This window comes from Mycobacterium sp. E3305, assembly GCF_001666785.1.
Lineage (GTDB): Bacteria > Actinomycetota > Actinomycetes > Mycobacteriales > Mycobacteriaceae > Mycobacterium.
The window spans coordinates 17,156-43,260 of record NZ_LZJA01000129.1; the positions used below are offsets into that span (position 1 = coordinate 17,156).

General features: G+C 67.9%; 20 protein-coding genes and 1 pseudogene. 9 read left to right on the forward strand and 12 right to left on the reverse strand.

The window, feature by feature from the left end:
* The first annotated feature begins 3 nt into the window (after positions 1–3).
* Both A5701_RS12070 and A5701_RS12075 read left to right on the forward strand, forming a co-directional pair.
* The gene (locus A5701_RS12070) at positions 4–1,362 is read left to right on the forward strand and encodes an SRPBCC family protein (protein ID WP_067753155.1); all 1,359 of its coding nucleotides are present in this window, start codon (positions 4–6) and stop codon (positions 1,360–1,362) included.
* 52 nt (positions 1,363–1,414) lie between these two features.
* Positions 1,415–1,792, forward strand: coding sequence for a hypothetical protein (locus A5701_RS12075; protein ID WP_231972813.1), 378 nt, complete (start codon positions 1,415–1,417; stop codon positions 1,790–1,792).
* 3 nt (positions 1,793–1,795) lie between these two features.
* On the opposite strand, the gene A5701_RS12080 is transcribed toward A5701_RS12075, so the two are convergent.
* Both A5701_RS12080 and A5701_RS12085 read right to left on the reverse strand, forming a co-directional pair.
* Entirely contained in the window at positions 1,796–2,485 is a 690-nt protein-coding gene (locus tag A5701_RS12080; protein ID WP_067753161.1) for a response regulator transcription factor, read from the reverse strand.
* Positions 2,458–3,675 carry a sensor histidine kinase gene (locus tag A5701_RS12085; RefSeq protein WP_067753164.1) on the reverse strand — a complete coding sequence of 406 codons (1,218 nt, stop codon included), beginning with the start codon at positions 3,673–3,675 and terminating at the stop codon, positions 2,458–2,460. The genes A5701_RS12080 and A5701_RS12085 overlap by 28 nt, the downstream gene beginning before the upstream one ends.
* Positions 3,676–3,809: 134 nt before the next feature.
* On the opposite strand from A5701_RS12085, the gene A5701_RS12090 reads away from it, so the two are divergent.
* A complete protein-coding gene (locus tag A5701_RS12090; RefSeq protein WP_067753167.1) occupies positions 3,810–4,190 on the forward strand; it encodes a hypothetical protein in 381 nt (126 codons plus the stop codon).
* Positions 4,183–7,044, forward strand: coding sequence for an RND family transporter (locus A5701_RS12095; protein ID WP_067753171.1), 2,862 nt, complete (start codon positions 4,183–4,185; stop codon positions 7,042–7,044). Before A5701_RS12090 ends, A5701_RS12095 begins: the two co-directional genes overlap by 8 nt.
* Here A5701_RS12095 and eccCa read toward each other — a convergent pair.
* The 10 genes and pseudogenes from eccCa to A5701_RS12135 all read right to left on the reverse strand — a co-directional run bounded on the left by eccCa (position 7,025) and on the right by A5701_RS12135 (position 20,366).
* On the reverse strand, positions 7,025–11,230 hold the full coding sequence (eccCa, locus tag A5701_RS12100) for a type VII secretion protein EccCa (protein ID WP_067753174.1): 4,206 nt from the start codon (positions 11,228–11,230) through the stop codon (positions 7,025–7,027). The two genes, A5701_RS12095 and eccCa, sit on opposite strands and share 20 nt — an antisense overlap.
* A gap of 3 nt (positions 11,231–11,233) precedes the next feature.
* Positions 11,234–12,721: a type VII secretion protein EccB gene (gene eccB / locus A5701_RS12105; RefSeq protein WP_067753178.1), complete on the reverse strand. Its 1,488-nt coding sequence runs from the start codon at positions 12,719–12,721 to the stop codon at positions 11,234–11,236.
* 2 nt (positions 12,722–12,723) lie between these two features.
* Complete coding sequence (locus tag A5701_RS12110) at positions 12,724–13,554, reverse strand: transglycosylase (protein ID WP_067753181.1); 831 nt, start codon at positions 13,552–13,554, stop codon at positions 12,724–12,726.
* Positions 13,555–13,799: 245 nt separating this feature from the next.
* Positions 13,800–14,738, reverse strand: coding sequence for a hypothetical protein (locus tag A5701_RS12115; protein WP_369807411.1), 939 nt, complete (start codon positions 14,736–14,738; stop codon positions 13,800–13,802).
* Positions 14,739–14,877: 139 nt separating this feature from the next.
* A complete protein-coding gene (locus A5701_RS29315) occupies positions 14,878–15,513 on the reverse strand; it encodes a DUF5631 domain-containing protein (protein ID WP_369807412.1) in 636 nt (211 codons plus the stop codon).
* Positions 15,514–17,029: 1,516 nt separating this feature from the next.
* Positions 17,030–17,455 carry a hypothetical protein gene (locus A5701_RS29320; RefSeq protein WP_369807413.1) on the reverse strand — a complete coding sequence of 142 codons (426 nt, stop codon included), beginning with the start codon at positions 17,453–17,455 and terminating at the stop codon, positions 17,030–17,032.
* Between the two features lie 331 nt (positions 17,456–17,786).
* Positions 17,787–17,939, reverse strand: a pseudogene (locus A5701_RS29325) (4Fe-4S binding protein); the annotation flags it as partial.
* A 42-nt stretch (positions 17,940–17,981) separates the two neighbouring features.
* Positions 17,982–18,311 (reverse strand): DUF2563 family protein, encoded by a 330-nt coding sequence (locus A5701_RS12125; protein ID WP_067753189.1) that lies wholly within the window; start codon positions 18,309–18,311, stop codon positions 17,982–17,984.
* Between the two features lie 99 nt (positions 18,312–18,410).
* On the reverse strand, positions 18,411–18,920 hold the full coding sequence (locus A5701_RS12130; RefSeq protein WP_067753199.1) for a pullulanase: 510 nt from the start codon (positions 18,918–18,920) through the stop codon (positions 18,411–18,413).
* A 24-nt stretch (positions 18,921–18,944) separates the two neighbouring features.
* Positions 18,945–20,366 carry a CCA tRNA nucleotidyltransferase gene (locus A5701_RS12135; RefSeq protein ID WP_156670063.1) on the reverse strand — a complete coding sequence of 474 codons (1,422 nt, stop codon included), beginning with the start codon at positions 20,364–20,366 and terminating at the stop codon, positions 18,945–18,947.
* A gap of 283 nt (positions 20,367–20,649) precedes the next feature.
* Here A5701_RS12135 and A5701_RS12140 point away from each other — a divergent pair, with 283 nt between their 5' ends.
* The 5 genes from A5701_RS12140 to A5701_RS12160 form a co-directional block, all read left to right on the forward strand.
* Positions 20,650–20,892 (forward strand): hypothetical protein, encoded by a 243-nt coding sequence (locus A5701_RS12140; protein WP_067753230.1) that lies wholly within the window; start codon positions 20,650–20,652, stop codon positions 20,890–20,892.
* Positions 20,892–21,176, forward strand: coding sequence for a hypothetical protein (locus tag A5701_RS12145; protein ID WP_067753205.1), 285 nt, complete (start codon positions 20,892–20,894; stop codon positions 21,174–21,176). Before A5701_RS12140 ends, A5701_RS12145 begins: the two co-directional genes overlap by 1 nt.
* A gap of 88 nt (positions 21,177–21,264) precedes the next feature.
* Positions 21,265–21,999, forward strand: a complete 735-nt coding sequence (locus tag A5701_RS12150; RefSeq protein WP_067753215.1) for an NUDIX hydrolase — start codon at positions 21,265–21,267, stop codon at positions 21,997–21,999.
* Positions 21,996–24,377, forward strand: a complete 2,382-nt coding sequence (locus tag A5701_RS12155) for a hypothetical protein (protein ID WP_067753218.1) — start codon at positions 21,996–21,998, stop codon at positions 24,375–24,377. The genes A5701_RS12150 and A5701_RS12155 overlap by 4 nt, the downstream gene beginning before the upstream one ends.
* On the forward strand, positions 24,374–26,105 hold a 1,732-nt coding region (locus A5701_RS12160), incomplete at its 3' end, for a lipid II flippase MurJ (RefSeq protein ID WP_231968847.1). The genes A5701_RS12155 and A5701_RS12160, both read left to right, overlap by 4 nt.

Below are 26,105 nucleotides of genomic sequence, written 5' to 3' on the forward strand. Positions count from 1 at the left end.
CGCATGAACGCGCCCGCCGGCAACCAGACCCGCACCTGCCCCCCTTCTGGAGAGGACGCGATCGGCACCCCGCCGGAGAGCCCCACCCTGGTGCCGGCGCAGCGGTACTACTCGCCGGAGTTCGCCGCGCTCGAGGTCGCGCGAATGTGGCCGAAGGTCTGGCAGCTCGCGTGCATGGTGGACCACGTCGCCGAGCCCGGCGACTACTTCGAGTACCGGTGCGGACCGTACGGGGTGCTGATCATTCGCGACGGCGACGGCGTGCTGCGCGCCTTTCAGAACGCGTGCCGCCACCGCGGCAACTCGGTGTGTGTGGGCTCGGGCTCCGGGCTGCGGGAGCTCAAGTGCGGCTATCACGGGTGGACCTGGGACCTGGCCGGCACGCTCAAGCGGGTGCCCAACCGCAAGGGCTTCGGGTCACTCAAGATGTCGGACTTCCCGCTGGTGCCGGTCCGGGTGGACAGCTGGGCCGGACTGGTCTTCGTCAACCTCGACCTCGGTGCGATGCCGCTCCTCGAGTATCTGGAGGCGGTGCCCGACGACATCGCCTGGTGCCGGCTCAGCGACTTCCGTTGCTACGCGACCCTGACCGTCGAGGTCGACGCCAACTGGAAGACGATCGCCGACGGCTACAGCGAGACCTACCACATTCAGACGCTGCACCCCGAGTTGCTGCGCTGCGTCGACGACATTCATGCGCCCCAACAGATCTGGGGCCACACCGGCAAATCCGACCAACCCTACGGCGTGCAGAGCCCCCGCTTCGAGGGCCGGCTCAGCGACGAAGAGGTCTGGGACGCTTATGTGTACACGCAGGGCGCGCTGATGGGCGCCGCCGAGCTCACGCCCTTTCCCGCCGGCGAACGCCGGCCCGGGCAGACGGTCCAGGACCTGATCGCCGAGCACACCCGGGCGTTTGCCGCCAGCCGCGGGGTAGACCTCGATTGGGCCGACACGGACCGGATCACCCGGCTGCACCAGTACAACGTCTTCCCCAACATGACGCTGCTGACCAACGCAGACCACCTCACCGTAATGTGCTCGCGACCCGGCCCCGATCCGGATCATGGTGAGCTGGTGATGTTCTTGATGACCCGAATGCCGCCCGGCTCACCGCGCGCCAAGCCGACCGACGTCCGGGTGACCGCCGGCGAGGCCGAGCCCGGCGTGGTGCTCACGCAGGACATCCAGGTGCTCGCGGGCCTCCACCGCGGCCTGCACCAACCGGGCTTCACTCACTTGGTGCTGTCCAGCGAGGAGCGGCGGGTCATCAATATGCATCGCAACCTGGAGCGCTATCTGGACCTATCCCAATCCGAGCGGATGAGTGGCGGCACGGCGAATCAATCGCCCACAACATAATCCGTGTAGACACGCCGTAATCGGTCCGATGCGATTTAGAATCCATCTCGTGATGACCCCGTCAAACCCGTGGGGGGACGACAGAGGGCAACTCGCGCATCAGCTGCAGATGCGATATGAACCACTCGCGCGAAGACGCGCGCGCCGAATGTGTCAGAACTTCGAACGCGTCGGTGTCCGAACGGCACCCGACCGTGTCCGGGAAATGCTGGCGGGGGCGCCCCTGGCGGCCCATGAAGTGATGGACGTCAATTTCGCGCTCATCGCTCTGCAGCTCGACCGTGAAACACGGGCCGCGCGGTACAAGCGGCTGAAGCGCCAAGGTGCCCGCTCACTGATTTTCGCCGGGCTGGTCCTGGTGGTGCTGAACCTTCTCATGTGCATGGCGTACGCCATGCTGAACCTGGCGGAGCAGGGCGCGCCTCTGTAGCGCTCAGCGCGGAACGACGATGCCGTTGTCGTAGGCGTACACGATCGCCGCCGCCCGATCCCGCAGATCGAGTTTTCCGAAAATTCGGCCGATATGGCTCTTGACCGTGACGCCGGAAATGCAGAGCTCGTCGGCGATCTCGCCGTTGGACAGACCTTTGCCCATCAACGTGAGCACGTCGAGCTCGCGAGTCGTCAATCCGCCGATCGCCGTGCCGCGCGGACCGGGAGCGGCTTTGCGGTACGTGGTGAGCACGCGCGCGGTGACCGCGGGATCCAGGTAGCTGTCGCCTCTGGCAACCGCGCGCACGGCGCGAATCAGTTCCTCGGCGGACGAGTCCTTGAGCACGAACCCGGCCGCCCCGGCGCGCAACGCCTCGGACAGCAACTCGTCCTCGTTGAACGTGGTCAGGGCCAGGACCGGCGGCGTCCCCCCGAGCCGGCGCGTCGCCTCGATGCCGTCGACCCGGCGCATGCGCAGATCCATCACGATCACATCGGGTCGATGTGCTTCAACCGCGGCCGGCACCTCGTCACCGTCGGCGCATTCCGCGACGATGACGAAGCCGTCCTTGCGGCGCAAGATCCGGCGCAACCCCGACCGCACCAGGTCCTGGTCGTCGACGAGAAGGACGCTGATTTCGGGGATTTCCGCGATGTTCGGGATCACGCCTTGCACCACCACGGGCGCCATCCGGTGTCACCCTCGTGCAGCGGGATGTCGGCGCGCACCGACCATCCATCCTCGGTCGGCCCGGCGTCGATCGCCCCGCCCAGCAGCTCGACGCGCTGGCGCATGCCACGCAGGCCGCGGCCCTCGGCGGATTGCGGGGCCGCGATCGCCACCGGTAACCGGTTGTCGACTGTGATCCTCGCCGACGCGGACGAGACCGCCAGCGTCACCGCCGATTTCGAGTCGGGCGCGTGTTTGGCGATGTTCGCCAGCGATTCCTGCGCGATGCGGTACAGCGCCAGACCGACCGCCGCCGAGACGCGTTCGGTGGCTCCGTCGATGCTCAGCGTCACGTTTAGGCCGGCCCGCTGGAAGTCCGCGACCAGGACCCCCACATCGTCCATCCCGGGTTCGGGCGTCGTTTGGGCCGCCTTGGTCGGCGAGTTGTCCAGCAGTCCGACGGTGCGGCGGATGTCGGCCATCGCCTGCCGGCCCAGGCGCTCGGCCTGTTCGAGCGCCTCGACCGCGTCGTCGACGTCGCGGTCTTGCTGCAGTCCTCGGCGCGCACCGGTCACGTGCAGCAGGGTGATGCTCAGCGAGTGGGCGATCACGTCGTGCACCTCGCGGGCGATGCGACGCCGCTCATCGGCGGCGGCGTGCTCGGCCAACAGCTTCTGCGCCTCGATCTGTTCGGCCAGCAGCAGCCGTTGAGTCCGCATGATGTAGCCGAGCAGCCAGCCCGCACCGACGAAACCCAGGTACAGCACCACCGCGTCCAAGCGGTGCAGCGCGGACGCGGCGAGCAGCGTGGCCGCCGCCGAGGCGGCGGCCAACAGGCCACCCATGACGGAGGTCAGCGTCGTCACCGACAGCACCATCATCACCAGCAGCGCCGGAGCGAAATCGGCGTGGATGGGCGTCGAGGTTCCGAACAGAAGCATGGCCGTGGCCGTCGACCAGGTCGCCCACATCAGCAGCGGACTCAGCTTCATGTTGCGGAAGAAGAACAACAACGTGGGTGAGATCGACAACGCGAACGCGGCCACCGCGACGGGGAGGTCAGCGTTGGGCCGCTGCAGAATCGCGATCACCCCGCCCGCCACCTCGGTGGCGTCGACGGCTACGAACGACGCCCAGGTGATGCCGACCGGAATCAGCTCACTGCGTCGGCGAAACTGTTCGCGCAGGTATCCCGTTGCAGCACGCAACATCGTCCAATCGTAAAAGAGTGCGCCACCTGCGGACATCATGCCGTGGTCGGCAATCGCCTCCGCCCGTGGTAGGAGGCAAAGACTGCACTTCGGCACGACGCGCAAGGGGTCACCGTTTTCCTAGCGTTTCAGTCATGACATGGACACTGCTGCACGACCGAATGGCCTTCATGGCCGAAGTGATCAAAGCCGCCGAGGCAGACGCCGAGCGGGCGCTCGCGGTGGTCGCCGACTCACCCGAGATATCCCGGTTGTTCGGTGACGAGGAGGGCCTGCTGCTTTCGCTGGGACAGCGCTGGATGACCATGCTGGTGGCCAAGCTGGACCAGGCCGCGCACGAGGGCGTGGCTGCCGAACAGGTGCGGGCCGATCTCGAAACCGCCGAACCCGGGCTGCACGCACTGGTGCGGATCGGCTCCCGGCGGTCGCTGCGAGTGCGCTCGCTGACGCGCGGCGAGCATGTGGCGGTGGGTCTCTTCGGCGGACCGAGCGGCGATCGGCAGACCGTTGCATGACATTCCGGGACTGATCTCGCGATTCACCGCTCGGTACGCGGTCCTGATCGTCGGGCTGTGGGTCCTGGCGGCCGGTGCCGCCAACCTGGCCGTTCCCCAACTCGAGCGGGTGGTCGACTCACATGCCCGATCCTTCATGCCCACCAACGCGCCGAGTGCCGTCGCGGCCTCGCGTGCCGCTCAGCTGTTCGACCAGACGCCGAGCAACAACTTCGTTTATGTTGTGCTGGAACGCAATCAACGGCTGACCCCACGCGACCGGCAGTTCTATGAGGCGCTGGCCGCGGCGCTGGGCTCCGACCGGCGGCACGTCTATGCGGTGACGGACCTGTGGTCACAGCCCGCGACGGCCGCCGGTGCGCAGAGCTCCGACGGGCGAGCGGTCAGCGTCATGGTCCGGCTGGCCGGAATGCTGGGCACGGCGCAGGCGCGCGATTCGGTGAACGCTGTCCGCGCCACCATCCAGAAGCTCGCGCCGCCGGCCGGCCTCGAAGCCCATGTCACCGGACCAGGCGCCACCATCGTCGACGAATTCTCCGCGATCGATCGACAGATGCTCGGAATCACCGCCGCCACCATCGGTCTCATCCTGCTCTTGCTGTTGATGGTGTATCGATCCCCGATCGCGGCCGAAATTCCGCTGATCTCCGTCGGGCTCGCCCTGGCCTTGGCCCGCGCCGTCGTCGCCGCCCTGGGCCAGTCCAATGTGGTTGAAGTATCGTTGTTTTCGGTTGCGCTCATGGCGGCCATGACGCTGGGTGCGGGCACCGACTACGCCATCTTTCTGGTTGGCCGCTACCACGAGGCGCGCCGCGGCGGCGTCGCACCGACCGAGGCGTTGACGCAGGCCTACCGTTCCATCGCCCCCGTCGTGATCGGGTCGGCGCTGACCGTGTCGGTGGCGCTGGCGTGCCTGGTGTTCGCCAATGTCGGGTCGTTCCGGAGCGCCGGATTGCCCTGCGCCATCGGCATTGTGGTGACTATGGTCGCGGCGCTGACGCTGACGCCCGCACTCATGAGCCTCGCCATCCGGCGGGGCTACCTCGAACCACGCCCGTCAAGGACGGCGCGACGCTGGCGGCGCGTCGGCACGGCGGTCGCGCGCTGGCCGGGGCCGATCCTGGCCACCGCGGGCGGGTTAAGCCTCTTGATTGCCCTACCGCTGGGCGGATTCCGGGTCGGCTTCAACGAACCCGCCGCCACGCCGTCGTCGACCGACTCCAACCGCGGCTACGTCAGTGCCGACCGGCATTTCGCCGCCAATGCGCTGTTGCCCGATGTCATCGCGATCCAGGCCGACCATGACCTGCGCAACCCGGCCGGCCTGATAGCCATCGAGCGAATCACGCGCCACATCATGGCCGTACCGGGCGTGCGCGCGGTGCAATCCGCCAGCCGGCCCGACGGCAAGGTTCCCGAACAGGCAACGTTGACCTATCAGGCGGGCGTGCTCGGGCGTCAGTTCGGGGACACCGTCGACTCGCTGGCCCAACGCCTGAAGCGGGTCTCCGAACTGGACGGCGCGCTGGCGCGGACGGAGCTTGCCATCGACGGCCTCGGAAATGGACTACGCGGTGGCAGTGCGGGATTGGCCGACATGTCCGGTGCCGCCGAAGACATGCGCGCCGGTATGGACGGGCTGCAGCGCAACGTCACGACCGTGTCCGGCTATCTCGACCCGTTGCGGGACTTCGTCGGGCGGACCCCAGACTGTGCGGGCAATCCCATCTGCTCGACGGTCGATCGAGTGCTTCAGCCGGTCGACAGCCTGGTGCGGACCTCGGCACGCCTGGACGCGGGCACCGCGAAGTTGACCAGCGGCTCCAACACGGCCGCCGCTGCGATGGCCAGCCTGCCCCAGAGCGTCGCGTCGATGAAAGCCGCTTTGGCGCAGGCACGTTCGGCTACCCATGACCTGCTGAGCCTGTCGGACACCCTCGGACCGCAAATGCGACAGTTGACCGACTACCTGGACGAGATCGCGACGCAGTTTCAGGGCAGTGCGGCGGCGGACTTCTACCTGCCGCAACGGGCGTTGACGGATCCGCGCTACACCGCCGCGTTGGGCCACCTGCTCTCCGAAAACGGCCGCGCGGCTTACCTACTCGTCTATGGCGAAGGCTCGGAGTGGGGCGGTGACGGCGCCAAGCGGGCGGACCTGGTCCGCGCCGCCATCAAAGAGGCCACCAAGGAAGGCACCCTGACGCCGGTGGAGGTCGACCTTGCCGGCGTCGGCCCGGTGACTGCCGACCTGCAGCGCTTCGTCGCAGCCGACACCAAGCTGCTCGTCGGCGCCGCGCTGGTCTTCATCTTCTTGATCGTCACGGCGATGCTGCGCAGCCCAGTCGCGGGATTGGTCGTCGTCGGGACGGTCGTCACCTCGTACGCGTCGGCGGTCGGGGCCAGCGTGCTGATCTGGCAACACCTGCTCCACCACGATCTGCACTGGGCCGTCGCCCCGATCGCGTTCATCGCGCTGATCGCCGTCGGCGCGGACTACAACCTCCTCCTGGCGCTGCGCATCAAACACGAAGCGTCTGCGGGCCTCAAGACCGGCATCATCCGCGCATTCGGTGGCACGGGCGGGGTGGTCACCGTGGCCGGCATCGTCTTCGGGCTGACGATGCTGGCATTGCTCAGCAGCAGCGTGCTCAGCATCGCTCAAATCGGCAGCACCATCGCGGTCGGGCTGTTGCTGGACACCCTGGTCGTGCGCGCGTTCGTCGTGCCGGCCATCGTTGCGCTGCTGGGCCGTTGGTTCTGGTGGCCGCGCGGGCTACCTCGCCGGGTCGGCGTTGGGGTGAAAACGCCGTTGCGGCGGCCGGTTACGGCCGCTACTGCTGCAGCGCCGTAGCCGGCATCCCGACCAGCACACCTTCGACGTCGCCGTCGGCGCCCACCATCAGACCGCGCCCCGGCGGCAGCGCTTGGGCCCGGACCATCCGGTTGATCCGGTTCTGCGGGTCGTTGTCCATGTAGAGCTGCGCGACCTTTGCCGAGTTCTGGAACCTCATCCACGGATCCATCTGCAGCGTCGCCCAGTTCGCGCTGTTGCGGGTGGTGAACACGTGCAGCCCGATCTGCCGGGCACGTTCCATCAGCTTCCACAGCGCCGCCCCCACCGGCGGTTTGGGCGGGTAACTCTGATCGGGACGCAGGTCTTGGACATCGTCGATCAGCACGAAATGCCGTGGCCCCTCCCAGGGCTTGAGCGCACGCAGCTCTTCCTGGCTCAGTCCCTTGGGGGGCAGCCGGGGCAGCAGGACCTGTTGTGCGAGCGCCGTGATCACCTCATCGATCTCGTCTTGGTCATAGGCATACGCCCGCACATACCCCGGTCCGCTCAAATCCCGCAGACCGTGCGGTGCCGTCTTCGGATCGATCAGCGTCAGCTGCGCCTCCTCCGGGCTGAACCGGCTCATGACCGCCTCGCCGATGGAAACCAGCGACAGCGTCTTCCCGCAGCCCTGCCGGCCCAGGATCATCAGCCCTGGGCTCTCCCGCAGCTTGAGCGGAACTGGGCCCAGTTCATGGCGCTCGCCGATCGCGAAAGCGATGGACAGGTCGTCACCGCTCGGATGCGCGGCGGCGTACTCGAGAATCGCCCGCAACTCCACCCGCTGCGGAAGCCGCTGCAGCGTCGCGTGTTTCGTCACGCCCGCCACATCGGCGATCCGCGCGCCGACGTCGACGATGCTCACCAGCGCGCCGGTCGCGGGGTCGGAGAGCGCCGGTACCCCGACGCGCAACTCGTGCAGGCTGTCGGTCAGTCCGAAGCCCGGACGATTCAGCGTCCGCCGCGCGGCGTCCCGCGACTCGAGGGACGAATGCCCCATCTGGCTCTCGCTCGGGTCGGCCAGCCGCAATTGGATTCGCGCCGTGGCGTTTTGCAACAGGCTCTGCCGCTGGCCGTGGATCCAGCCGCCGGCGCTGCACATCACGTGCACGCCGTACTCGGGACCGCGGCTGCTCAGCGAGATGATCCGATCGCCCAGGATGGTGTCTTTCGAGTAGACGTCGTCATAGTCATCGACCACCACGAAGACGTCGCCGAACGGGTCGTTGGGGTCGGTGCCGCCCAGGCCGTCGCTCCCCGGCCCGAACCGGCGCTCCCTGAAGCCGTCGAGGTCGATCCTCAGCCGCCGGAACGAGTCCTCGCGCGCGTCGATCAGGGCGTCCATGCTGCTCAAGATCCGCTCGATGCCCTCGGCGTCCTTCGGTGACACGATGTCGGTGACGTGCGGGAGCGAGGCCACCTGCGCCAGGGTCGCACCGCCGATGCAGAAGAACGTGACGCGCGCCGGGGTGTACATCGTTGCCGCCGAGGACATCAGCGTCATCAGGGTGGTCGTCTTACCGCGCTGCTTGGCCCCCACCACGATGACGTTGCTGCGCAGCGCATCGACGGCGTGGACCACCTGCTTGGACTCTTCCGGGATGTCCATCACGCCCACCGGGAACATCAGCCCCGGGTTCTCGCCGTAGTCGACATGCCACGGCTTGCCCCGGTAGGCGGCCACCAGGGTATCGATGGGCTCGGGGTCCTCCAGCGGCTCCAGCCACGGCCGCCGCGGTGACCGGTGTGGGACCTGATGCAGCGACTCCCGCAGCACGTCGACGATCTTCTTTCTCTTGAAACCGTCGTCGTGGTAGAGGAATTCGTCGGGTTCGGCGTCGACGGCGGCGGCCGCTTGGAGCGCCGCTGCGTCCGATTCCTCGAGCGGCTGATACAGCCAGTTGTAGAGCCGGGGCTTGGTCAACGTCATGTCGACCGTGGTCGACACCTCCTTGGCCTTCGGCACCACGAAGGGCGCCGAGAGGTAGAAGCACCGGAACGGTTCCAGGTCGCGCGGCCCCACCTTCAGCAGCGCGAAGCCGTTTTCCTTCGACGGCAGGTGGTAGGCGGCGTCCGACCCGATCACCTCGCGGCTGTCGTCGCCGGACTCCGCGCGCAGCGCGATACGGAACGCGATATTGGACTTGACTTTCTGCAGCGACGACAGGTCCAGGCGCTGCCCGCCCAACATGAAGAACACGTTGGCGCCGCGGCCCTCCTGCCCGATGTGAATGATCAGGTTGATCCACTTCTCATGGTTGGCGAAGAGTTCCAGGTATTCGTCGACGATGACGAGCAGGACGGGCACCGGGGGGAGATCGCGACCGGCGAGCCGGATCTCCTCGTAGTCGTTGGCGTCGCGGGCACCCACCGAGGTGAACAACTCATAGCGCTGCTTGATCTCGCCGTCGATGACGCGGCGCATCCGCTCGGCCAGATGCCGCTCGTCCTTGCCGAGATTCGACAGGGCGGCGACCACATGCGGGATGCCCAGGATGTCCTGGGCCGCCGATTCGAACTTCATGTCGACGAAGATGACGTTGAACGTCTCCGGGGAGTGCGTCAGCGCAATGCCGTACACCAGCGAGAGGAAGAACTCCGACTTGCCCGAGCCACTGGTGCCGATGACCACGGAGTGAAAACCGAAGCCGCCGAAGTCCTTCGCGCGAATGATGATGTTCTGCAGCTCGCCGGTGGGCTTGGCGCCGACCGGGATTTCGCACCACCGCTCGTCGCCGCGGCCGCGCCGCTCGGCCCACAGCCGGTCGACGTCCAGCTCGCGGGGGTCGATGATGCCCAGCCCGCGCAGCAACTCCGCGGCGCCGCCGGCCGAATCGGCGATCTCGCTACGGCTCGTCGGTGACCACCGCGCCATCGCCCGCGCATACCGGTAGGCGCGGTGAATCGACAGCTGGTCGGCGTGGGCGAAGAATTTGTCGCGCACCCGCAGCAGGGGCGCCGGGCGTCCGTCTTCGCCGTCGGCGTCGAATCCGTTGCGGCCGAAGCCGAATCTGACTTCGCCGTTGGCGGTTGGGCCGTGCCGCTCGGTCATCTCGAAGACCTGGTCCTGGGCGAACCCCACCCCGGTGCCCACCCGTGATGCGATGCGCAGCAGGGTGATGCCCGCCTTGCCGACCTGACCGACCACGCTCTCCCACGCGTCGGGGCTGCCGGTGTTGTCGTCGACGATCACCAGGTGCGGACCCAGATCAACTGTGGTGGAGCCGGTTTCGAGGGCCGATCCCATCGCGGTCGGACTGGCCGCCGCCATCGGCGTCCACGCGCCGCGCTTACCTTTCATGTGCAGCTCTGCGCCGAGGGTTTCCTCCAGCTCTTCAGGGGTGGCGAATACCAGCCGCCGAAAGCCGCATGCGTCGAACAGCTCGTCGTGCAGGTTATGCGGCAGCCACACCATCCACGACCACACTTCCGGATTACGGGTGACGACCATCAATTTCAGGTCGCGCGGGTTGTGGAACACGGCCAGCGAGCACAGCACGGACCGCAGCAGCGAGCGCATTCGGTCGAGGTCTTCGCCGACGAAGCTGAAGCCCGGCGCCGACCGCAGGTTGACCACCTTGGCGATGTCGCGAATCTTGCGCTGTTCCAGGATGAAATCGCGCAGCGCCTGTCCGGTGACGGGTTCGAGTTCCTCATCGGAGGCGATGTCGGGCCAGGTGACCGACAGCACCGAGTCGGGTGCGTGCTGCACACCGGTGCCGAGCCGCACCTCCAGGAAGTCCGTGTCACCACGACCGCGTTCCCACATCCGCGGGCCGCCAATGATCGCTCCGAGCCCGCGAGGATCCGAGTGCACCGCGTTTTGCCATTCGCGCTGCGCGCAGACCGCGCTTTGGATCTCGTCGCGGTTGCTGTCGAGGTCGCGCAGGTAGCGGCGGCGGCCCTTTTCCATTTCGCCCCAAGTGATCTTGCGCGCGCGCCCGAACCGCCCGGAGAACGCCAGCATGCTGAACGCGCCGATGCCCATCAACGGGAAGAACCCGGTGGACAGGCTTCGCACCCCGGAGACGTAGAGCATGACGATGGTGCCGATGAGCGCGACGATCAGGGCCGGCACCCCGATCATCACCCAGATGTTGCGCGGCTCGCGCTCCGGCAGGGCGATCGGCGCATTCGGTGCTACCCGAACGGGTTTGGGCGGTTCGATCTTGACCCGGTTGATGGGAAACGCTTTCTTGGACATCCCCTAACCTCCCACCTTCGCCGACGTCGTCACGACAGCGGCCTTGCCGAGCGCCGGCACGGTGTCGCGCGCCACGAGCGCGGCCTCCCGCGACAATTCCGGGCCCGCAGCAAAAGTGCGCAGCAACGGCCACGGCGCCTGCACCGCCGAGGCCGGATCGAGCCCGAGCGCACGCATCGTGTCGTCGTTGGCGGCGATGCCGAACCGCACGCCGTTGTCGGACACCCAGAACATCGATTCCCGGGAATCCGACGTGATCACCCCGCTCGTCGAGGTGACGAAGTTCGCCGCTCCCGGCAGCACCAGGACCTGGTTGGCGACCACGGATGCCGGGTCGCGGTCGTCGCGCACCAGGTGCACGATCCGGTCGTCCAGGTAGGAGTACACCGGAAGCCCCCGCCCGTTGTAGATCACGACGCGGGCCTGCGGATCCGTCGAGCCCTTCTCCCAACCGACGCACGTGGTCGGATTAGCCTCAGTGTCAACGAAATTCAGGCGCTTGGTCGGGTAGTAGTCGACGGGCAGGGAATTCACCTGCGGGATGTTGACCAGCACGTCGGGGGTCACCACCCGGGGTGCCGTGGCCCCGTAGGAGTTGGCGCTGCGGAGCAGATCGGCGACGAAGCTCGTGATCTTCTGCACCCCGTCGGGCAACAGCACATAGAACTGCTTGCCGCCGCCGGCGGTTTGGGCCTGCAACACCGCGCCCACCTGTGATCCCGAAACCCAGGTCGACGGCGTGCCCCCCTGGGGGACGTCGGGGACCCGCAGTGGCTCGGTCGCGGGCAGCCCGTCGTACAGGGCGCGCGAAATCTCCACCGGTGACGTCACTCCGGGGTCCAGCCCCAGGCTTAGGGTGATCGCCCTGCTGGCCGGATCGACCTGTGAGCGTTTTCCGCCCCAGATCACGTACGTATTGCCCTCGAACGTCGCGAGCACACCGGCATCCTCGGCCATCGGCGCCGCGCGGTCGCCCCCGTTGAGCGGGCCCGCGATGGACGTGACGACCGGCTTCTCCCCGCTGCGCGGGCGGCCGGCCGTGTCGCACACGGCCCACGCCGAAATCGCCCCGCGGTTCACCGGCATTGCCGCCGGGGCGCCGGGGATACCGATCAGCGGGCCCGTCGGATACTTCGCGATCTCGCTGCGCTTGACCCACGTCGGTGGGTTCGCCGTGCCGGTGGCCAGCCGTGCGGATGTCAGGTTCAGGGCCGGGTAGAGCCGGCCGTCGATGCGGGCGTAGACGGCGCCGGAGTCGCGGTCGCCGATGATCGCCGATTGACCCACGGCGCCAGTAGGTTTCAGGACGTTCAGGAGGAGCATCCACCCGGAGGCGATGGCCACCAACAGGATCGACAACATCAACGCGGCGGTCTGCTTCCGGTCGTCGTGCTTCATGCGCACCGAGAACCGGGTGGTCGCCGCCCGCAATCGTCGGTTGTAGAACAGATGACCGGAATTCTGGTCGCGGTTCGACAAGCTCAGCGGCATGCTCAGTACCCCTTGGGTGCTCGGCGAGGATCGGCCTGCTGAATCCGATCGGCCAGGTTCGACGCGTCGGCGGAGACGCCGTAGCGGCCCATCGCATAGTTGATGAACGCGCACGCCTGCGCCACGAGATTGTGGATGTCGCGGGACGTTCCCGGCTCGTGATAGGCCGCGAAGGTTGGCCCGATGAACTGCCAGGCGCCCTTGCTCGGCGTGCCCCGCGCGGCGTTGGAGTCCCAGTCGTTGACCGCGCCGGCGTTGTAGTTGGACTCGCGGCGTGCCACCAGATCCATGCCGCGCTCCCAGCGGGCGCGCGCCGCAGGGTCGTGGATGCCCTTGATATCCAAGGCTTTGCGGATCGCCGCGACCACCGCCGGTCGTCCGCCGCCCTGCTCGCCTCGCATTGTTGTCCGCCTTTGTCGGTAGCGCAGCCGCCTTATTCGAAGGGCCAGCAGCCGAGCCCGTCGGCGGGTGTTCAGGATGTGCCGGTGCTGGGTGCGCAGCCTGGCCGCCATGCGGGCCATCGCCTCGCGGCGGGCCAGCGGGGTATCTGCGGGTGACGTCGTGTCGGCCATCGCGTCGTCCAGGACTCGCCGCGTCGCCGTTCGTGCGTCACCGTGGCCGGCACGCGCCGTCGCGAGGATTCGCGCGAGCATGCGGTCGGTGCCGGCGGATCGGCGCAATTCATCCATTGCGCTTGCCGACCGTTTCGCCGCGGCGGTGGGAAGACCGTCGGTCCTGAATTCGACTTGTTCGTGTGCGCCGGCGACCGGAGCGGCGACGAGTTCGCGCGCGAACAAGCCGTGGCCACGAGCCAACGCCGTCACCGCCTGCATCGTCAGCGGATCAGTCAACGACTGCCCCACCCTGGTCCCCTTTGCGTCCATCCGTCCTGGACACCCGAGCTACTCCCACACCCTCTGGCCGCGGAAAACCCGTGTCAATAGCATGCACGAATCCGCGGTTCCGCTGTCAATAACGAGTGACCCGAACTCGCTTGATTACGTAGCGACACTACTGGCGGACGCATGCCCCAACCACTCACCTCCGGGCGGAGTGGGAATGGCGCTGCAGCCGCGGGCTATTCCTTCGGCTCGTCCTCGGCGGGCATGATCACGATTCGCCGATTGGGCCGGTTGGTGACGACGGTGGGTTTTTCCTCGCCCGGCTTGGGACCGGGAGCGCTGGGTGGCATCGTCAGGCGACCCTTGACCGGCTGGCCGTTAGGGACGCCCGGGGCCGAGATGCGCTTCTCGGGCGGCTTGTCTTTGTTGCCGCCTTCGCCGTGCCCGCCCATCGCGCCGGGGGGCATCATCCCCATGCCACCCATGCCGGTCTGCCCGGACATCGTCGGCGCACCGCTGATCGGTGGTGGGGGGACGGCCTTCGCGGCCCCGGCCGGAGTCGTCGGCGGGGAGGAACTCGGCACGGGAGGCGGACCCAGCGAGCTGGCCGGGGTTGTGCCCCCACCGCCACCGAGACCCGCGCCGCCGCCACCCAACCCCGCGCCGCCGCCGGCTCCGGAGCCTGGGCCGACACTGTCGACCAGATGCGACTCGTCGGCGAGGCCGGCGCCGTGAGCGCCGCCCTGAACCGCGCTCATCAGCGGCTGGATCGCACTTTGGCCGGCCTGCATCGCTTGTTGCGGCAGCTGCGTCAACGGGCCCATGATGCCGCCGAGCGCGCCACCGAGTGCTCCCGTGATGCTTTGCAGCATCTGTTGCATCATCTGCGGCGCTTGCTGGCCCACGTTTTGCATCTGCTGTGCCGAATCAGCCTCATTCGCAGGGAATTTCGCGGCGGCGTCGGCGGCGTGGGCGCGGCGGTCGGCGTCGGCCGCGGCGGCGTCGGCGGCGTCTTTCGCAACCCCGCCGTTGGCGGCGGCTATTGCTGCTTGGGTGGCGGGGCCACCCGCCGGCGACGAATCCGGCGGAGGAGGCGGGAACGGCGCGAGCGGTGGCGGGAAGGAAGGACCATTGGCCGCCCACTGATACCAGGGTGAATCCGCTTGAACAGTCACAACTCCACCCCGATTCCGATGCTGACCACGCCGCGCGGTGGCGGCGGGAACCCCAATTTTCTCACAATTCTTTGTGTGCGGTAGTCACTCGACGCTTGGCGGCCGCCGAGGTTGCCAATGAGCAGTACAAATGCATGCTTCATGAATTGCTGTGCTCGTTAATGACTGCAAACCAGGCTAGGTGATAATTAGCCAAGTACTGATGCTCGTCGATCAACGCTTCGATCGCCGCCAGAAGCATCCAATCCCCTACCACCGCTAGGTCGTGATGCGGGTAGGTGGTCAGCACGGAATGTTGAATATCTGCAGTGCATTCGCGCAGCAGCTGGTCCTCATTTTCAAGGACACCTGTCTTCCGTGCCGCCGGCGCCGCAACGGCCTGGGCGATCCGTGGTAGACCATCGCGCCGACGCACAGCCTCTACGAGGGTTGGCCCGAGCTCATCCACGTGAGGGGTGGCGGACCGCGCGAGCCGATCGCCCGTTAAGAGCGGCTCGTCGTTGGTGGGCTCGCCAACATAAGTGTTGGCATGGTGGGCGGCGGCGACAACAACGCTGCCGAGCAGGTCAAGGACGTTGGCATCGCGGCGTCGTGCCGATGGCTCAAGCAAAGTGACGTGGGCGGGCAGCCGGACGTGTGGAGGAATCCAGCCACCCGCTAGGTCGGTGACCAGCAGGGTCGTGGTGCCGTCGTCCCGCAGACCGGCCGCCCAGGACAGCCGCGGCTCTTGACGTGCCACCGAATCGACAATCCGTTGCAGCCGTTGCTGTTCCACCGCTTTGTTTGACGCGGCACCGGCTGCCCCGCCGGCTGCCGCAGAGACTGCCGAGGCGCCAACCATTGTCGGCGAACCGGTTCCCGCCTGCCCAGCCGCGGCTCCCTGCGCCGCGCGCTCGACCGGCGATACCAGTGGGCCTCCCCCCGACGGCGATGACGCCGGCGACGGAGCGACTGGCGCACCTGAGATGGGCCCGGTCGGCGCCGCGGGCATGCTGGGAGGGGCGGCTACCGGCGGCGGGCGCAGGTCCGAGCCGTACGCGGGCAATGGGCCGGCAGGCGCTCCGCCGACGGGAGTCGCTGGGGCCGACCATGAGCCGCCCGTCATTACAGCTGGCGTGACCGAGGCGGTTCCACCACTTACGGGCGCCGGCGCATCGGCGGCAGGCGGCGCTGCGTCAACCGGAGCGTGGGTAGGGATGAACGCCCCACCTGCGGGAACGTTTGGCGTCACCGGAGCTGGCGGCGGCGCCTCGGCTTGTGTGGGTGGAGCGGCCCCGGCCTCAAGAGCGTTCATCGCATTGGTCGACAGCGATTGTGGGCCCGCACCTGCCGGCTGGCCTGATGCCATTCCACCCGCAAATGATTGGGCTATCCCGGGCGACATGCCCTGGCCAGCATTAGTCGTCGGCACTGGCGCATTCACGGACGGGGCGGCGGGTCCTCCGACGCCAACCGCGGAAGGGCCGGCCGGCGTCGGCGGCAAATGACCGCCCGGCAGCTGGCCTCCGGGCCGTTGAATGTTCCCGATCCCCGTCCCTCCTGATGGTCCCGACGCCCCCCCGCCTCCCGGCGGCAGGCCGCGTGGCCCCTGTACGCCACCGGCAGCCGGACCGCCTGGCATTGCCTGTGGCCCGCCCCCCTGCGGCGGTAGACCGCTCGGCGCCTGCGCACCACCAACCCCCGGGGCTGGGGGAGTCGAAGCAGTCGACTTGAGGTTCTGTTCGCTTATTGACTGAGGTCGTGGAACGTGACCGACGTCGAAGCCCTTCTCGTTTGCCCACGTGCGGGCGTCACCGTGAACGCCTTCGTTGAGAAGCATCGGCTGCGTAGCCGCCAACATGTTGCTTACTGCGGTGTCGGAAGCGACTTCGGCCCTTCCGTTGTATGTCGCTTGGGCAGCCTGAACTTCGGCTAATTTCGCAGGCTCGGGTTCCTTCGATGCGAGTATCCGATCAATTTCCTGATTTCCCTCCGCTGCTATTTGTGCCAGCTTGGAGCGCAGAGCATCAATCTGATCCGCGCATGTATTCAAAGCCGAAGCCTTGTCCCGGTATTTTTCGGCCAGGTCTAGATGAAACTGTTCACCCTGGTAGTAGCGAGCACTAAGATCATCAGCCGTGCGGCCGCGATTGTGCGCCCCGAGCGTAGTCCGCTGATTGCGTAAATCCTGTGCGTATTGCTCCTGCTGTCCACGTGCTTGGTTCCAATATTGAGCAGCGTCCCGCAGAGCCGTTGGGGGGCCCGGCCACCACGGTCCGATCAGCGGCAGAGTCCACCTGCCGGACGGAAGGTCAAGACCCACCGCATACCTTTTTCATTGCTGCGTCTTTGGCATTTGTGTCGTCGAGCGCCGACTGCCAGAGCGAGCTGTCGTTTAAGCTCGCCACCGCGGCAAGGTTGTTATATGCGCGAGCCAACGCAACCGCGGCGGCCCGATCGCCGGACGTTATCGCCGGATATGCATCCACTGCATCCTTCAAAGTCATCGCTCCGTTGACCTCCGCAATCCCAGCACGCTCGGGGCTGGTGCCGTTCGTCTCAATTTGGACGGCGCGAGCTACGAGCCGGTATGAATCGCATAACTTCTGGTGCGCGGCGGAGGTTTCTCCGGCCGTGAAAGTTGGCGGCGTCGTCACCGGAGATGCATTCGTTGTCGACGTTCGCAACAGCACAACTATCAGTGCCGCGATGCTCAACAACGTCGCAACCGCAGCCATCACGATCGCAGGCCATGAACGTGAACGTCGCACGACCGGAGGCGGATAGGTTGCCGGCGACGGTCCTGCGCTGGACGACCGAACTGGTGGCCACTCGCCATAGGCCGAAGGTTGATCCCCCATATATGTTCCTCACTCGCAAGATAAAGACAAACCCGCGCATGCGGTTCAGTTCACCACCAATAGTGGACAGCCACTCTTGAGGCAGCAAATCACCACGCGGCGCAAAGACTTGGTTGCGATTAGCCGAACTCATCCCGCGGTTGTGCAAGCGGGGGTAGCTGGGGACCTGAGCAGCTCCTGGAAGTGAGGGCTTGCTTAGCACCAACCACTATCCGTGCCGCACCAATCGAGCGCGATAGTTCCGATCGCGACGATGGTGCTCCGAGAGAGTCCAGGCACGGTGGCGCTCAACACGGTATTTGACCTCTCTTCGAGGGCAAACCGCAACGCAAAGGGTGCAGCGGATGCATCTTGTCGAATCGCGACTCTCATCACCAAGGCGTAGTCTCCCCCGTCGGCACGATCAAACTCGCGGCGCTGACCCGTTGGCGCTCGGCCGCACAGCCTCCATATCACCGGCATTCTGCTGGTCCATGCTGGTGAACCCCTTGGCCGCATGGTGCGCCTTCGAACCGACATCAGTCAGCGTCTGCTTGTGACCCTGGAGGATCTGCACGTGCTGTCCATGCGCAGCCGTGACCGCCTCGTGGAATGCATCGGCGGCGGCGAAGTCGCCGAACATCCCCGACGCCAGCGGCCCTCGCGCGAGCTGGTCGGCTCCCTCTTGCGCATGCCCGCCGGCGCGGTGCGATTCGTTGCCCCCGGAGTGCAAAAGATCGGTGTCGACGAACACTGCCACCCCTTCCGATCCATCGCAGCGCTCCCCGCGCCACTATTGACCAGGGTAAATATGCCGCGCGCGGCGGTCAATTCACGTTGGGTCCCCGAGCCGCTACAACGCGGTCGCGCCGTCAGCCAAGCCGTCCCCATCGCCGTCGGTCAGCCGCACGTTCCACTTGCCGTCGCCGTCGGTGTCGACGTATTCGGTCGCGCCGCCCTCGCCGGCGCACAGCACCCGGTCCGCCAGCCCATCGCCGTCGCTATCGAACAGCCGGTCATCCGCGCCGCCGTGGCCGTCGAAGTCGACCAGCGGGCCGCCGGTGTGCTCGACACCGTCGAGGCCGAACCAGCGCAGTTGCCGGCCCTGTTCGGTGGCGACACCCCACGTCCCCGATCCGTCGTCGGTGAAGTACGCCTCGGGAGAGCCGTCGTTGTCGAGGTCGAGCACCGCGTGATCGGCGATGCCGTCACCATCGAGGTCCGCGAAGGCGTCGTCGCGCAGCCCATCGCCGTCGAAGTCCAGCCCGAAAGCGTCGAACCGGCCGTCGCCATCAAGGTCGAGGTCGAGGTCGTGCTGCCAAATAGAAGCGGTGCCGTCGTCGCCTGCCATGCAGTAATCCATGCACGATCCGACGCGCGATCACCGCTACGGGTTCCCCTGCGAGCGCCACCAGCTCAGCAGTTCCGCGGTCGCCTCCTCGACCGTCAACGGACCGCGCTCCAACCGCAGCTCTTTCAAGAAGCGCCACGCCTCACCGACTTGCGGGCCCGCGGGAATGCCGAGCAACTCCATGATCTGGTTGCCGTCGAGGTCGGGCCGCACGCGCGCCAAATCCTCCTGCGCGGCCAGCTCGACGATCCGCGCCTCCAGCCGGTCATAGCTGGCTTGCAGCCGCGCGGCCCGGCGCTTGTTGCGCGTCGTGCAGTCGGCGCGCACCAGCTTGTGCAGCCGTGGCAATAACGGCCCGGCGTCGGTGACATAGCGGCGCACCGCGGAATCGGTCCACTTGCCCTCGCCGTAGCCGTGAAACCGCAGATGCAGATACACCAGCTGCGAGACGTCGTCGACCATCTGCTTGGAATACTTCAACGCGCGCAACCGTTTTCGGGCCATCTTGGCCCCGACTACCTCGTGGTGATGGAAACTGACGCCGCCGTTGGCCTCGTGCCGCCGGGTGGCGGGCTTGCCGATGTCGTGCAGCAGCGCGGCCCAGCGCAGCACCAGATCTGGTCCGTCGTCCTCCAGCGCGATCGCCTGACGCAGCACCGTCAACGAATGCTGGTAGACGTCCTTGTGCTGATGGTGTTCGTCGATCGCCATCTGCATGCCGCCGACCTCGGGCAGCACCACCTCCCCCATGCCGGTCTGCACCAACAGGTCGATGCCGGACACCGGGTCGTCGCCGAGCAACAGCTTGTCCAGCTCGGCGGCAACCCGCTCGGCGCTGATCCGGCCCAGCTCGGGCGCCATCTCCTCGATCGCCTCGCGCACCCGCGGGGCGACGGCAAAGCCGAGCTGCGAGACGAACCGCGCCGCGCGCAGCATCCGCAGCGGGTCGTCGCCGAAGGACACCGACGGGGCGGCCGGGGTGTCGAGCACCCGGTCGCGCAGGGCGGCCAAACCGCCCAGCGGATCGAGGAATTCACCCGGCCCCTCGGGAGTGATGCGCACGGCCATCGCGTTGACCGTGAAGTCGCGGCGCACCAAATCGTCGTCAAGCCTCGAGCCGAATTGCACCTCGGGCTTGCGCGAGACCCGGTCATAGGCGTCCGCGCGGAATGTGGTGATTTCCAGGCGATGGCCGCCCTTGCCGACGCCGACGGTGCCGAACTCGATGCCGGTGTCCCACACGTTGTCGGCCCATCGCCGCAGGATCTGTTGAACCTGCTCGGGGCGGGCGTCGGTAGTGAAGTCCAAGTCGGGACTCAGCCTGCCCAGCAGCGCATCTCGCACCGAACCGCCGACGAGGTACAACTCGTGACCCGAGCCTTCGAACGCCGAGCCGAGCTCGCGCAGCATGCCCGCATGTTGGTTCAGGGCGACCTGGGCGGCGGCAAGCAGCTGCATATCGGCGTCGGACACGTTCGATCAGCCTAGTAGGCCGGGCCGAAAAGCCCGTGTGAGGAGCCGCGCACGGGTCGTGGCCATCGTCGGCGCGCATCGGCGTCGAATTGACCGGCCGGCGCGCCGCAGTACCGTTGCGCAAGGGGAAGGGTGAAAACGGCGCGGCAATGCGGTTCTGCGATTCATGAGCAATATGTCGAGTTCTCAGCGAGTGGACTTCTTGGACGCCTACGCCTGGCGCGCCGCGACATGGTCGGCGCCGTTTGTCGTCCAACTGATACTGGCGCTGTTGCTTGTCGCCATGTGGCTGCTGGGCAAGTGGCCGTTCGACACGCACAGCGCGTACGCCGGTGAGCGGGCATGGATGCTGACCGCCGCTGTCCTGACGACGTTGGTGTCGCTGCTTTTCGGCGCCGCGCTCCTCAGGTCGTCATCGCAGCGGAAGCGCGGCCTTGGCGTCAGCACCATGAGCTGTTCGGTCGCCGTGCTCGCGGGCGCCGCGATATTCGCTTACCTGGTCCTGCGCTGATGACAGACAACCGGTACGGCCCACTGACATTCGCAGTAGCCATCCTGCACGTCTTCGTCGTGGATTTCGTCACCTGGCTGTTTGTTCTGCCGATGTGGCCCTTGGTGTTTGTCGTTCTGCCGGCAGCGCTGCTCTACATCGGCGTCGGCGCCCTCGTCGCGCGGGGACCGGGAAGAATCGGGCAGATCGGCCGCGGGATGATGCTCGGCAGCCTCTCCGGGCCGCTCTCACTCCTGATCTTCATTCCCGCTTTCGCCATCGCCAACGCGATCGGCCCGATCTGACCGGACGCATTCGGTCCTGAGCCATCGCAGGTCGGCTAGCGGCGAGTATGTCCAGGGAGACTATGCCGTGCCAGCTACTATCGCTTGGGTGTCGGACGGCGAACAGGGCAAGCCACGTCGGCGCCGGGGGCGGCGGCGCGGCCGTGGCGCTGCGAGTTCGACCGAGAACCAGACGAACGGCCAAGCGCCCGCCGACTCGACGGCGACGAAGTCGCACCGATCCCGTTCGCCTCGTCGCGGGCCGGATCGGCTGCGGACCGTGCACGAAACATCTGCTGGCGGACTGGTCGTCGACGGCCTCGACGGGCCGCGCGACTCACTGGTCGCGGCACTGATCGGCCGCATCGATCGGCGTGGTCGGATGCTGTGGTCGCTGCCCAAGGGGCACATCGAAATGGGTGAGACCGCCGAGCAGACCGCGATAAGAGAGGTGGCCGAGGAAACCGGCATCCGGGGCAGCGTGCTGGCCGCCCTGGGCCGGATCGACTATTGGTTCGTCACCGACGGCCGCCGGGTGCACAAAACGGTGCACCACTATTTACTGCGCTTCTCCGGCGGCGAGCTCTCCGACGAGGACCTCGAGGTGGCCGAGGTGGCCTGGGTTCCGGTGCACGAGCTGCCGTCGAAGCTGGCCTACGCCGACGAACGGCGGCTGGCCCGGGTGGCCGACGAGCTGATCGACAAGCTCCAGACCGACGGGCCCGCCGCCCTGCCGCCGCTGCCACCCACTTCTCCGCGGCGCCGCCCGCAAACCCACTCGCGCACCCGGCACGCCGACAAACCGGCCACCGGCCGGAAGAACGGCCACGGGCCCGGGCCGTGACCACATCCCGACTCTGCTTGTTGCGCCTCGCGGCAGTGATCGGCATCGTGGCCGGCTTCGCGGTGCTCACCTGGCCCGCAATGCCGCGCGCGGCCGCCAAAGAACCCGGCGTCACGCCGTTCGTCCGGGTCCGCATCGACCAAGTCACGCCGGACGTGGTCACCACGTCGAGTCAGCCCGTCGTCACCGTCACCGGCATGGTGACGAACATCGGCGACCGCCCCGTCCGGGATGTGATGGTCCGGCTCGAACACGCGGGTGCCGTCACCGCGTCCGCGGGCTTACGGACCACCCTGGACGGCGACACGGACCAGTACCAACCGGCCGCCGACTTCCTCACGGTCGCTCCCGAACTGCAGCGCGGACAACAAGTCGGCTTCACCCTGTCGGCTCCGCTGCGCTCGCTGACCAAGCAATCGCTGGGGATCGATACGCCCGGGATCTATCCCGTCCTGGTCAACGTGAACGGCACGCCGGATTACGGCGCCCCCGCACGGCTGGACAACGCGCGGTTCCTGCTGCCCGTCGTCGGGGTGCCGCCCGACCAGGGCGGCGATTTGGGCTCCGCCGTAGCGCCCGACACCTCCAAACCCGTGTGGTTGACCATGCTGTGGCCGCTGGCCGACCGGCCCCGGCTGGCCCCCGGCGTGCCCGGCGGCACCATCCCGGTCCGCCTCGTCGACGACGACCTGGCTACCTCGTTGGCCAGCGGCGGTCGGCTGGACATTCTGCTTTCGGCGGCCGAGGTGGCCACCAGCCACGATGTCGACCCCGACGGCGCGGTCGGGCGGGCCCTGTGTCTGGCCGTCGACCCCGACCTGCTCGTCACCGTCAACGCGATGACCGCCGGCTACGTGGTGTCCGATTCACCCGACGGGCCCGCGCAGCTCCCCGGCACCCCGACCCACGCCGGCGCCGGACAGGCGGCTGCCGCCGAGTGGCTCAACCGACTCCGCGCCCTGGCGCACCGCACCTGCGTGGCGCCGCTGCCCTATGCGCAAGCCGACCTCGACGCGCTGCAGCGCGTCAACGATCGTGGGCTGAGCGCCACCGCGACCACCGGCGTCAACAGCATTGTCGACCGCATCCTGGACGTGGCCTCCGTCCGCGGGGCGACGCTGCTGCCCGACGGCCCGCTGACCAACCGCGCGGTCAACCTGCTCAGCGGCAACGAAAGCACCGTCGCCATCGCCGCCGCCGAACTGTCCGCCCCGGACGGACAAGGGACCTCGGGCAGCACGGTCGACACCGCGCCTCAGCGGCTGTCCCCGCAAGTCGTGCTCGCCCCGTTCGACCCGGCGGTGGGCGCGGCGCTGGCCGGGACGGGCAGCTCGCCCTCGGTGCCCACCTATCTGGATTCCTCGCTGACCGTCCGGCTCGCGCACGACTCGGTGACCGCGCGCCGCCAGGACGCCCTGGGTTCCATGTTCTGGCACGCCTTGCGGCAGGACGACGCGCCCCGTACGCAGGTCCTGGTCCCGCCGGCGACGTGGAACCTGCAGGCCGACGACGCGCACGTCATCCTGACCGCGCTGACCACCACCATCCGGTCCGGCCTGGCGATCCCCCGGCCGTTGCCTGCGGTCATCGCCGAAGCCGCGGCACGCACCGAGCCGTCCGAACAGGTGGGCGCCTACACCTCCGCGCGCGGCCGCTTCGGCGACGACGTCACCGCACTGGTCACCGGGCAGGTCGGCCGGCTCTGGGGCCTGACGTCCGCCCTGACTACCGACGAACGCACCGGCCTGACGGGCATCCAATACACCGCCCCGTTGCGCGAAGACATGCTGCGCGCGCTGAGCGAATCCCAGCCCCCCGACACCCGCAACGGCATGGCCCAGCAGCGCCTGGCCGTCGTCGGCAAGACCATCAATGACCTGTTCGGCGCGGTCACGATCGTCAACCCGGGCGGCTCCTACACCCTGGCCACCGAGCACAGCCCGCTGCCGCTGGCGCTGCACAACGGCCTGGCCGTCCCGATCCGGGTCCGGCTGCAGGTCGACGCCCCGCCAGGCATGACGGTCACCGACGTCGGACAGATCGAGCTGCCGCCCGGTTACCTGCCGCTGCGGGTGCCGATCGAAGTGAACTTCACCCAGCGGGTCGCCATCGACGTGTCGCTGCGGACCCCGGACGGCCTGCGGCTTGGCGACCCGGTGCGCCTGTCGGTGCACTCCAACGCCTACGGCAAGGTGCTGTTCGCGATCACCCTGACGGCCGCGGCCGTGCTGGTGCTGTTGGCGGGACGCCGCCTGTGGCACCGCTTCCGCGGCCAACCCGACCCCGCCGACCTGGACCGGCCCGACCCGCCCGGTGCCCGATCCGCGGGGTTCGACGACGAGGCCGATGACCGGGTCGAGCAAGAGCACCGCGTATGAAGCCCGCCCACCGGCAGGCCGCAGCACCGCAATCCCACCGCCTGCCAGAGCCGCCGCGGCGTCCGCACAATCCGGGCTCGCCGCCCACGGGTCCCCTGCCGCCGGTCCCCGCGGGGATTGACCGCCGACGGCCCGAACTCTCCGATTCCGCCCTGGTGTCGCGGTCGTGGGCGATGGCCTTCGCCACGCTGGTCAGCCGGCTCACGGGTTTCGCCCGGGTCGTACTTCTGGCGGCGATCCTGGGCGCCGCGCTGTCCAGTGCGTTCTCGGTGGCCAACCAGCTGCCCAACCTGGTCGCCGCGCTCGTCCTCGAGGCGACCTTCACCGCCATCTTCGTGCCGGTGCTGGCCCGCGCCGAGCAGAGCGACCCCGACGGGGGCGCGGCGTTCGTACGCCGCCTGGTCACGCTGACCACTGCGCTGCTGGTGTTGGCGACGGCCTTGTCGGTGCTCGCCGCGCCGCTGCTGGTCCGGTTGATGCTGGGCCGGGCTCCGCAGGTCAACGAGCCGCTGACGACCGCGTTCGCCTACCTGCTGCTCCCCCAGGTGCTCGCCTACGGCCTCACGTCGGTGTTCATGGCGATCCTGAACACCCGCAACGTGTTCGGCCCAACGGCGTGGGCGCCGGTCGTCAACAACGTCGTCGCGCTCGCGACCTTGGCGGGGTATGCGGCCGTCCCCGGTGAGCTGTCGGTCGACCCCGTGCGGATGGGCAACACCAAGCTGCTGGTCCTCGGCATCGGCACCACCCTGGGGGTGTTCGCGCAGACCGCGGTGCTGCTGGTCGCGTTGCGCCGCGAACGCGTGGACCTGCGTCCCCTCTGGGGAATCGACGAGCGGCTCAAGCGCTTCGGCACCATGGCCGCCGCGATGGTGCTCTACGTGCTGATCAGCCAGCTCGGCCTGGTGGTCGGTAACCAGATCGCCAGCACGGCGGCGGCGTCGGGCCCCGCGATCTACAACTACACCTGGCTGGTCCTGATGCTGCCGTTCGGCATGATCGGCGTCACGGTGCTGACGGTGGTGATGCCGCGGCTGAGCCGCAACGCCGCCGCCGACGACACCAAGGCCGTGCTGGCCGACCTGTCGCTGGCCACCCGCCTGACGTTGATCACGCTGATCCCGATCGTCGCGGTCATGACCGTCGGCGGCCCGGCGATCGGCAGCGCCCTGTTCGCCTACGGTCACTTCGGCGGGGTCGACGCCGGATACCTCGGCGCCGCGATCGCGCTGTCGGCATTCACGCTGATCCCCTACGGTCTGGTGCTGCTGCAGCTGCGGGTCTTCTACGCGCGCGAGCAACCCTGGACGCCGATCGTCATCATCCTCGTCATCACGGCCGTCAAGATCGTCGGATCCGTGCTGGCGCCGCGCCTGACCGATGACCCCAAGCTGGTGGCCGGTTACCTGGGGCTGGCCAACGGCATCGGCTTTCTGGCGGGCGCGATCATCGGCTACCTGCTGTTGCGGCACACCCTGCTGCCTGCGGGCGGCCAGTTGATCGGCAAAGGCGAGCAGCGCACCATCCTGGTCACGATCACCGCCTCGATGCTGGCCGGTTTGGTGGCCCATGTGGCCGACCGGCTGTCGGGGCTCGGCGCGCTGACCGCGCAGGGCGGCGGCGCGGGGTCACTGCTGCGGCTGCTGATCCTGGCGGCGATCATGCTGCCGATCATGGCCGCGGTCATGCTTGGCGCCCGTGTCCCGGAGGCGCAGGCGGCGCTGGACG

What these genes read in the sequence shown, in the direction of transcription:
- A5701_RS12070 (WP_067753155.1), top strand. Translation starts at nt 4, where the DNA reads ATGAACGCGCCCGCCGGCAACCAGACCCGCACCTGCCCCCCTTCTGGA.
- A5701_RS12075 (WP_231972813.1), top strand. Translation starts at nt 1,415, where the DNA reads ATGACCCCGTCAAACCCGTGGGGGGACGACAGAGGGCAACTCGCGCAT.
- A5701_RS12080 (WP_067753161.1), bottom strand. Translation starts at nt 2,485, where the DNA reads ATGGCGCCCGTGGTGGTGCAAGGCGTGATCCCGAACATCGCGGAAATC.
- A5701_RS12085 (WP_067753164.1), bottom strand. Translation starts at nt 3,675, where the DNA reads ATGTTGCGTGCTGCAACGGGATACCTGCGCGAACAGTTTCGCCGACGC.
- A5701_RS12090 (WP_067753167.1), top strand. Translation starts at nt 3,810, where the DNA reads ATGACATGGACACTGCTGCACGACCGAATGGCCTTCATGGCCGAAGTG.
- eccCa (WP_067753174.1), bottom strand. Translation starts at nt 11,230, where the DNA reads ATGTCCAAGAAAGCGTTTCCCATCAACCGGGTCAAGATCGAACCGCCC.
- eccB (WP_067753178.1), bottom strand. Translation starts at nt 12,721, where the DNA reads ATGCCGCTGAGCTTGTCGAACCGCGACCAGAATTCCGGTCATCTGTTC.
- A5701_RS12110 (WP_067753181.1), bottom strand. Translation starts at nt 13,554, where the DNA reads ATGCAGGCGGTGACGGCGTTGGCTCGTGGCCACGGCTTGTTCGCGCGC.
- A5701_RS29320 (WP_369807413.1), bottom strand. Translation starts at nt 17,455, where the DNA reads ATGGCTGCGGTTGCGACGTTGTTGAGCATCGCGGCACTGATAGTTGTG.
- A5701_RS12130 (WP_067753199.1), bottom strand. Translation starts at nt 18,920, where the DNA reads ATGGATTACTGCATGGCAGGCGACGACGGCACCGCTTCTATTTGGCAG.
- A5701_RS12135 (WP_156670063.1), bottom strand. Translation starts at nt 20,366, where the DNA reads ATGCAGCTGCTTGCCGCCGCCCAGGTCGCCCTGAACCAACATGCGGGC.
- A5701_RS12145 (WP_067753205.1), top strand. Translation starts at nt 20,892, where the DNA reads ATGACAGACAACCGGTACGGCCCACTGACATTCGCAGTAGCCATCCTG.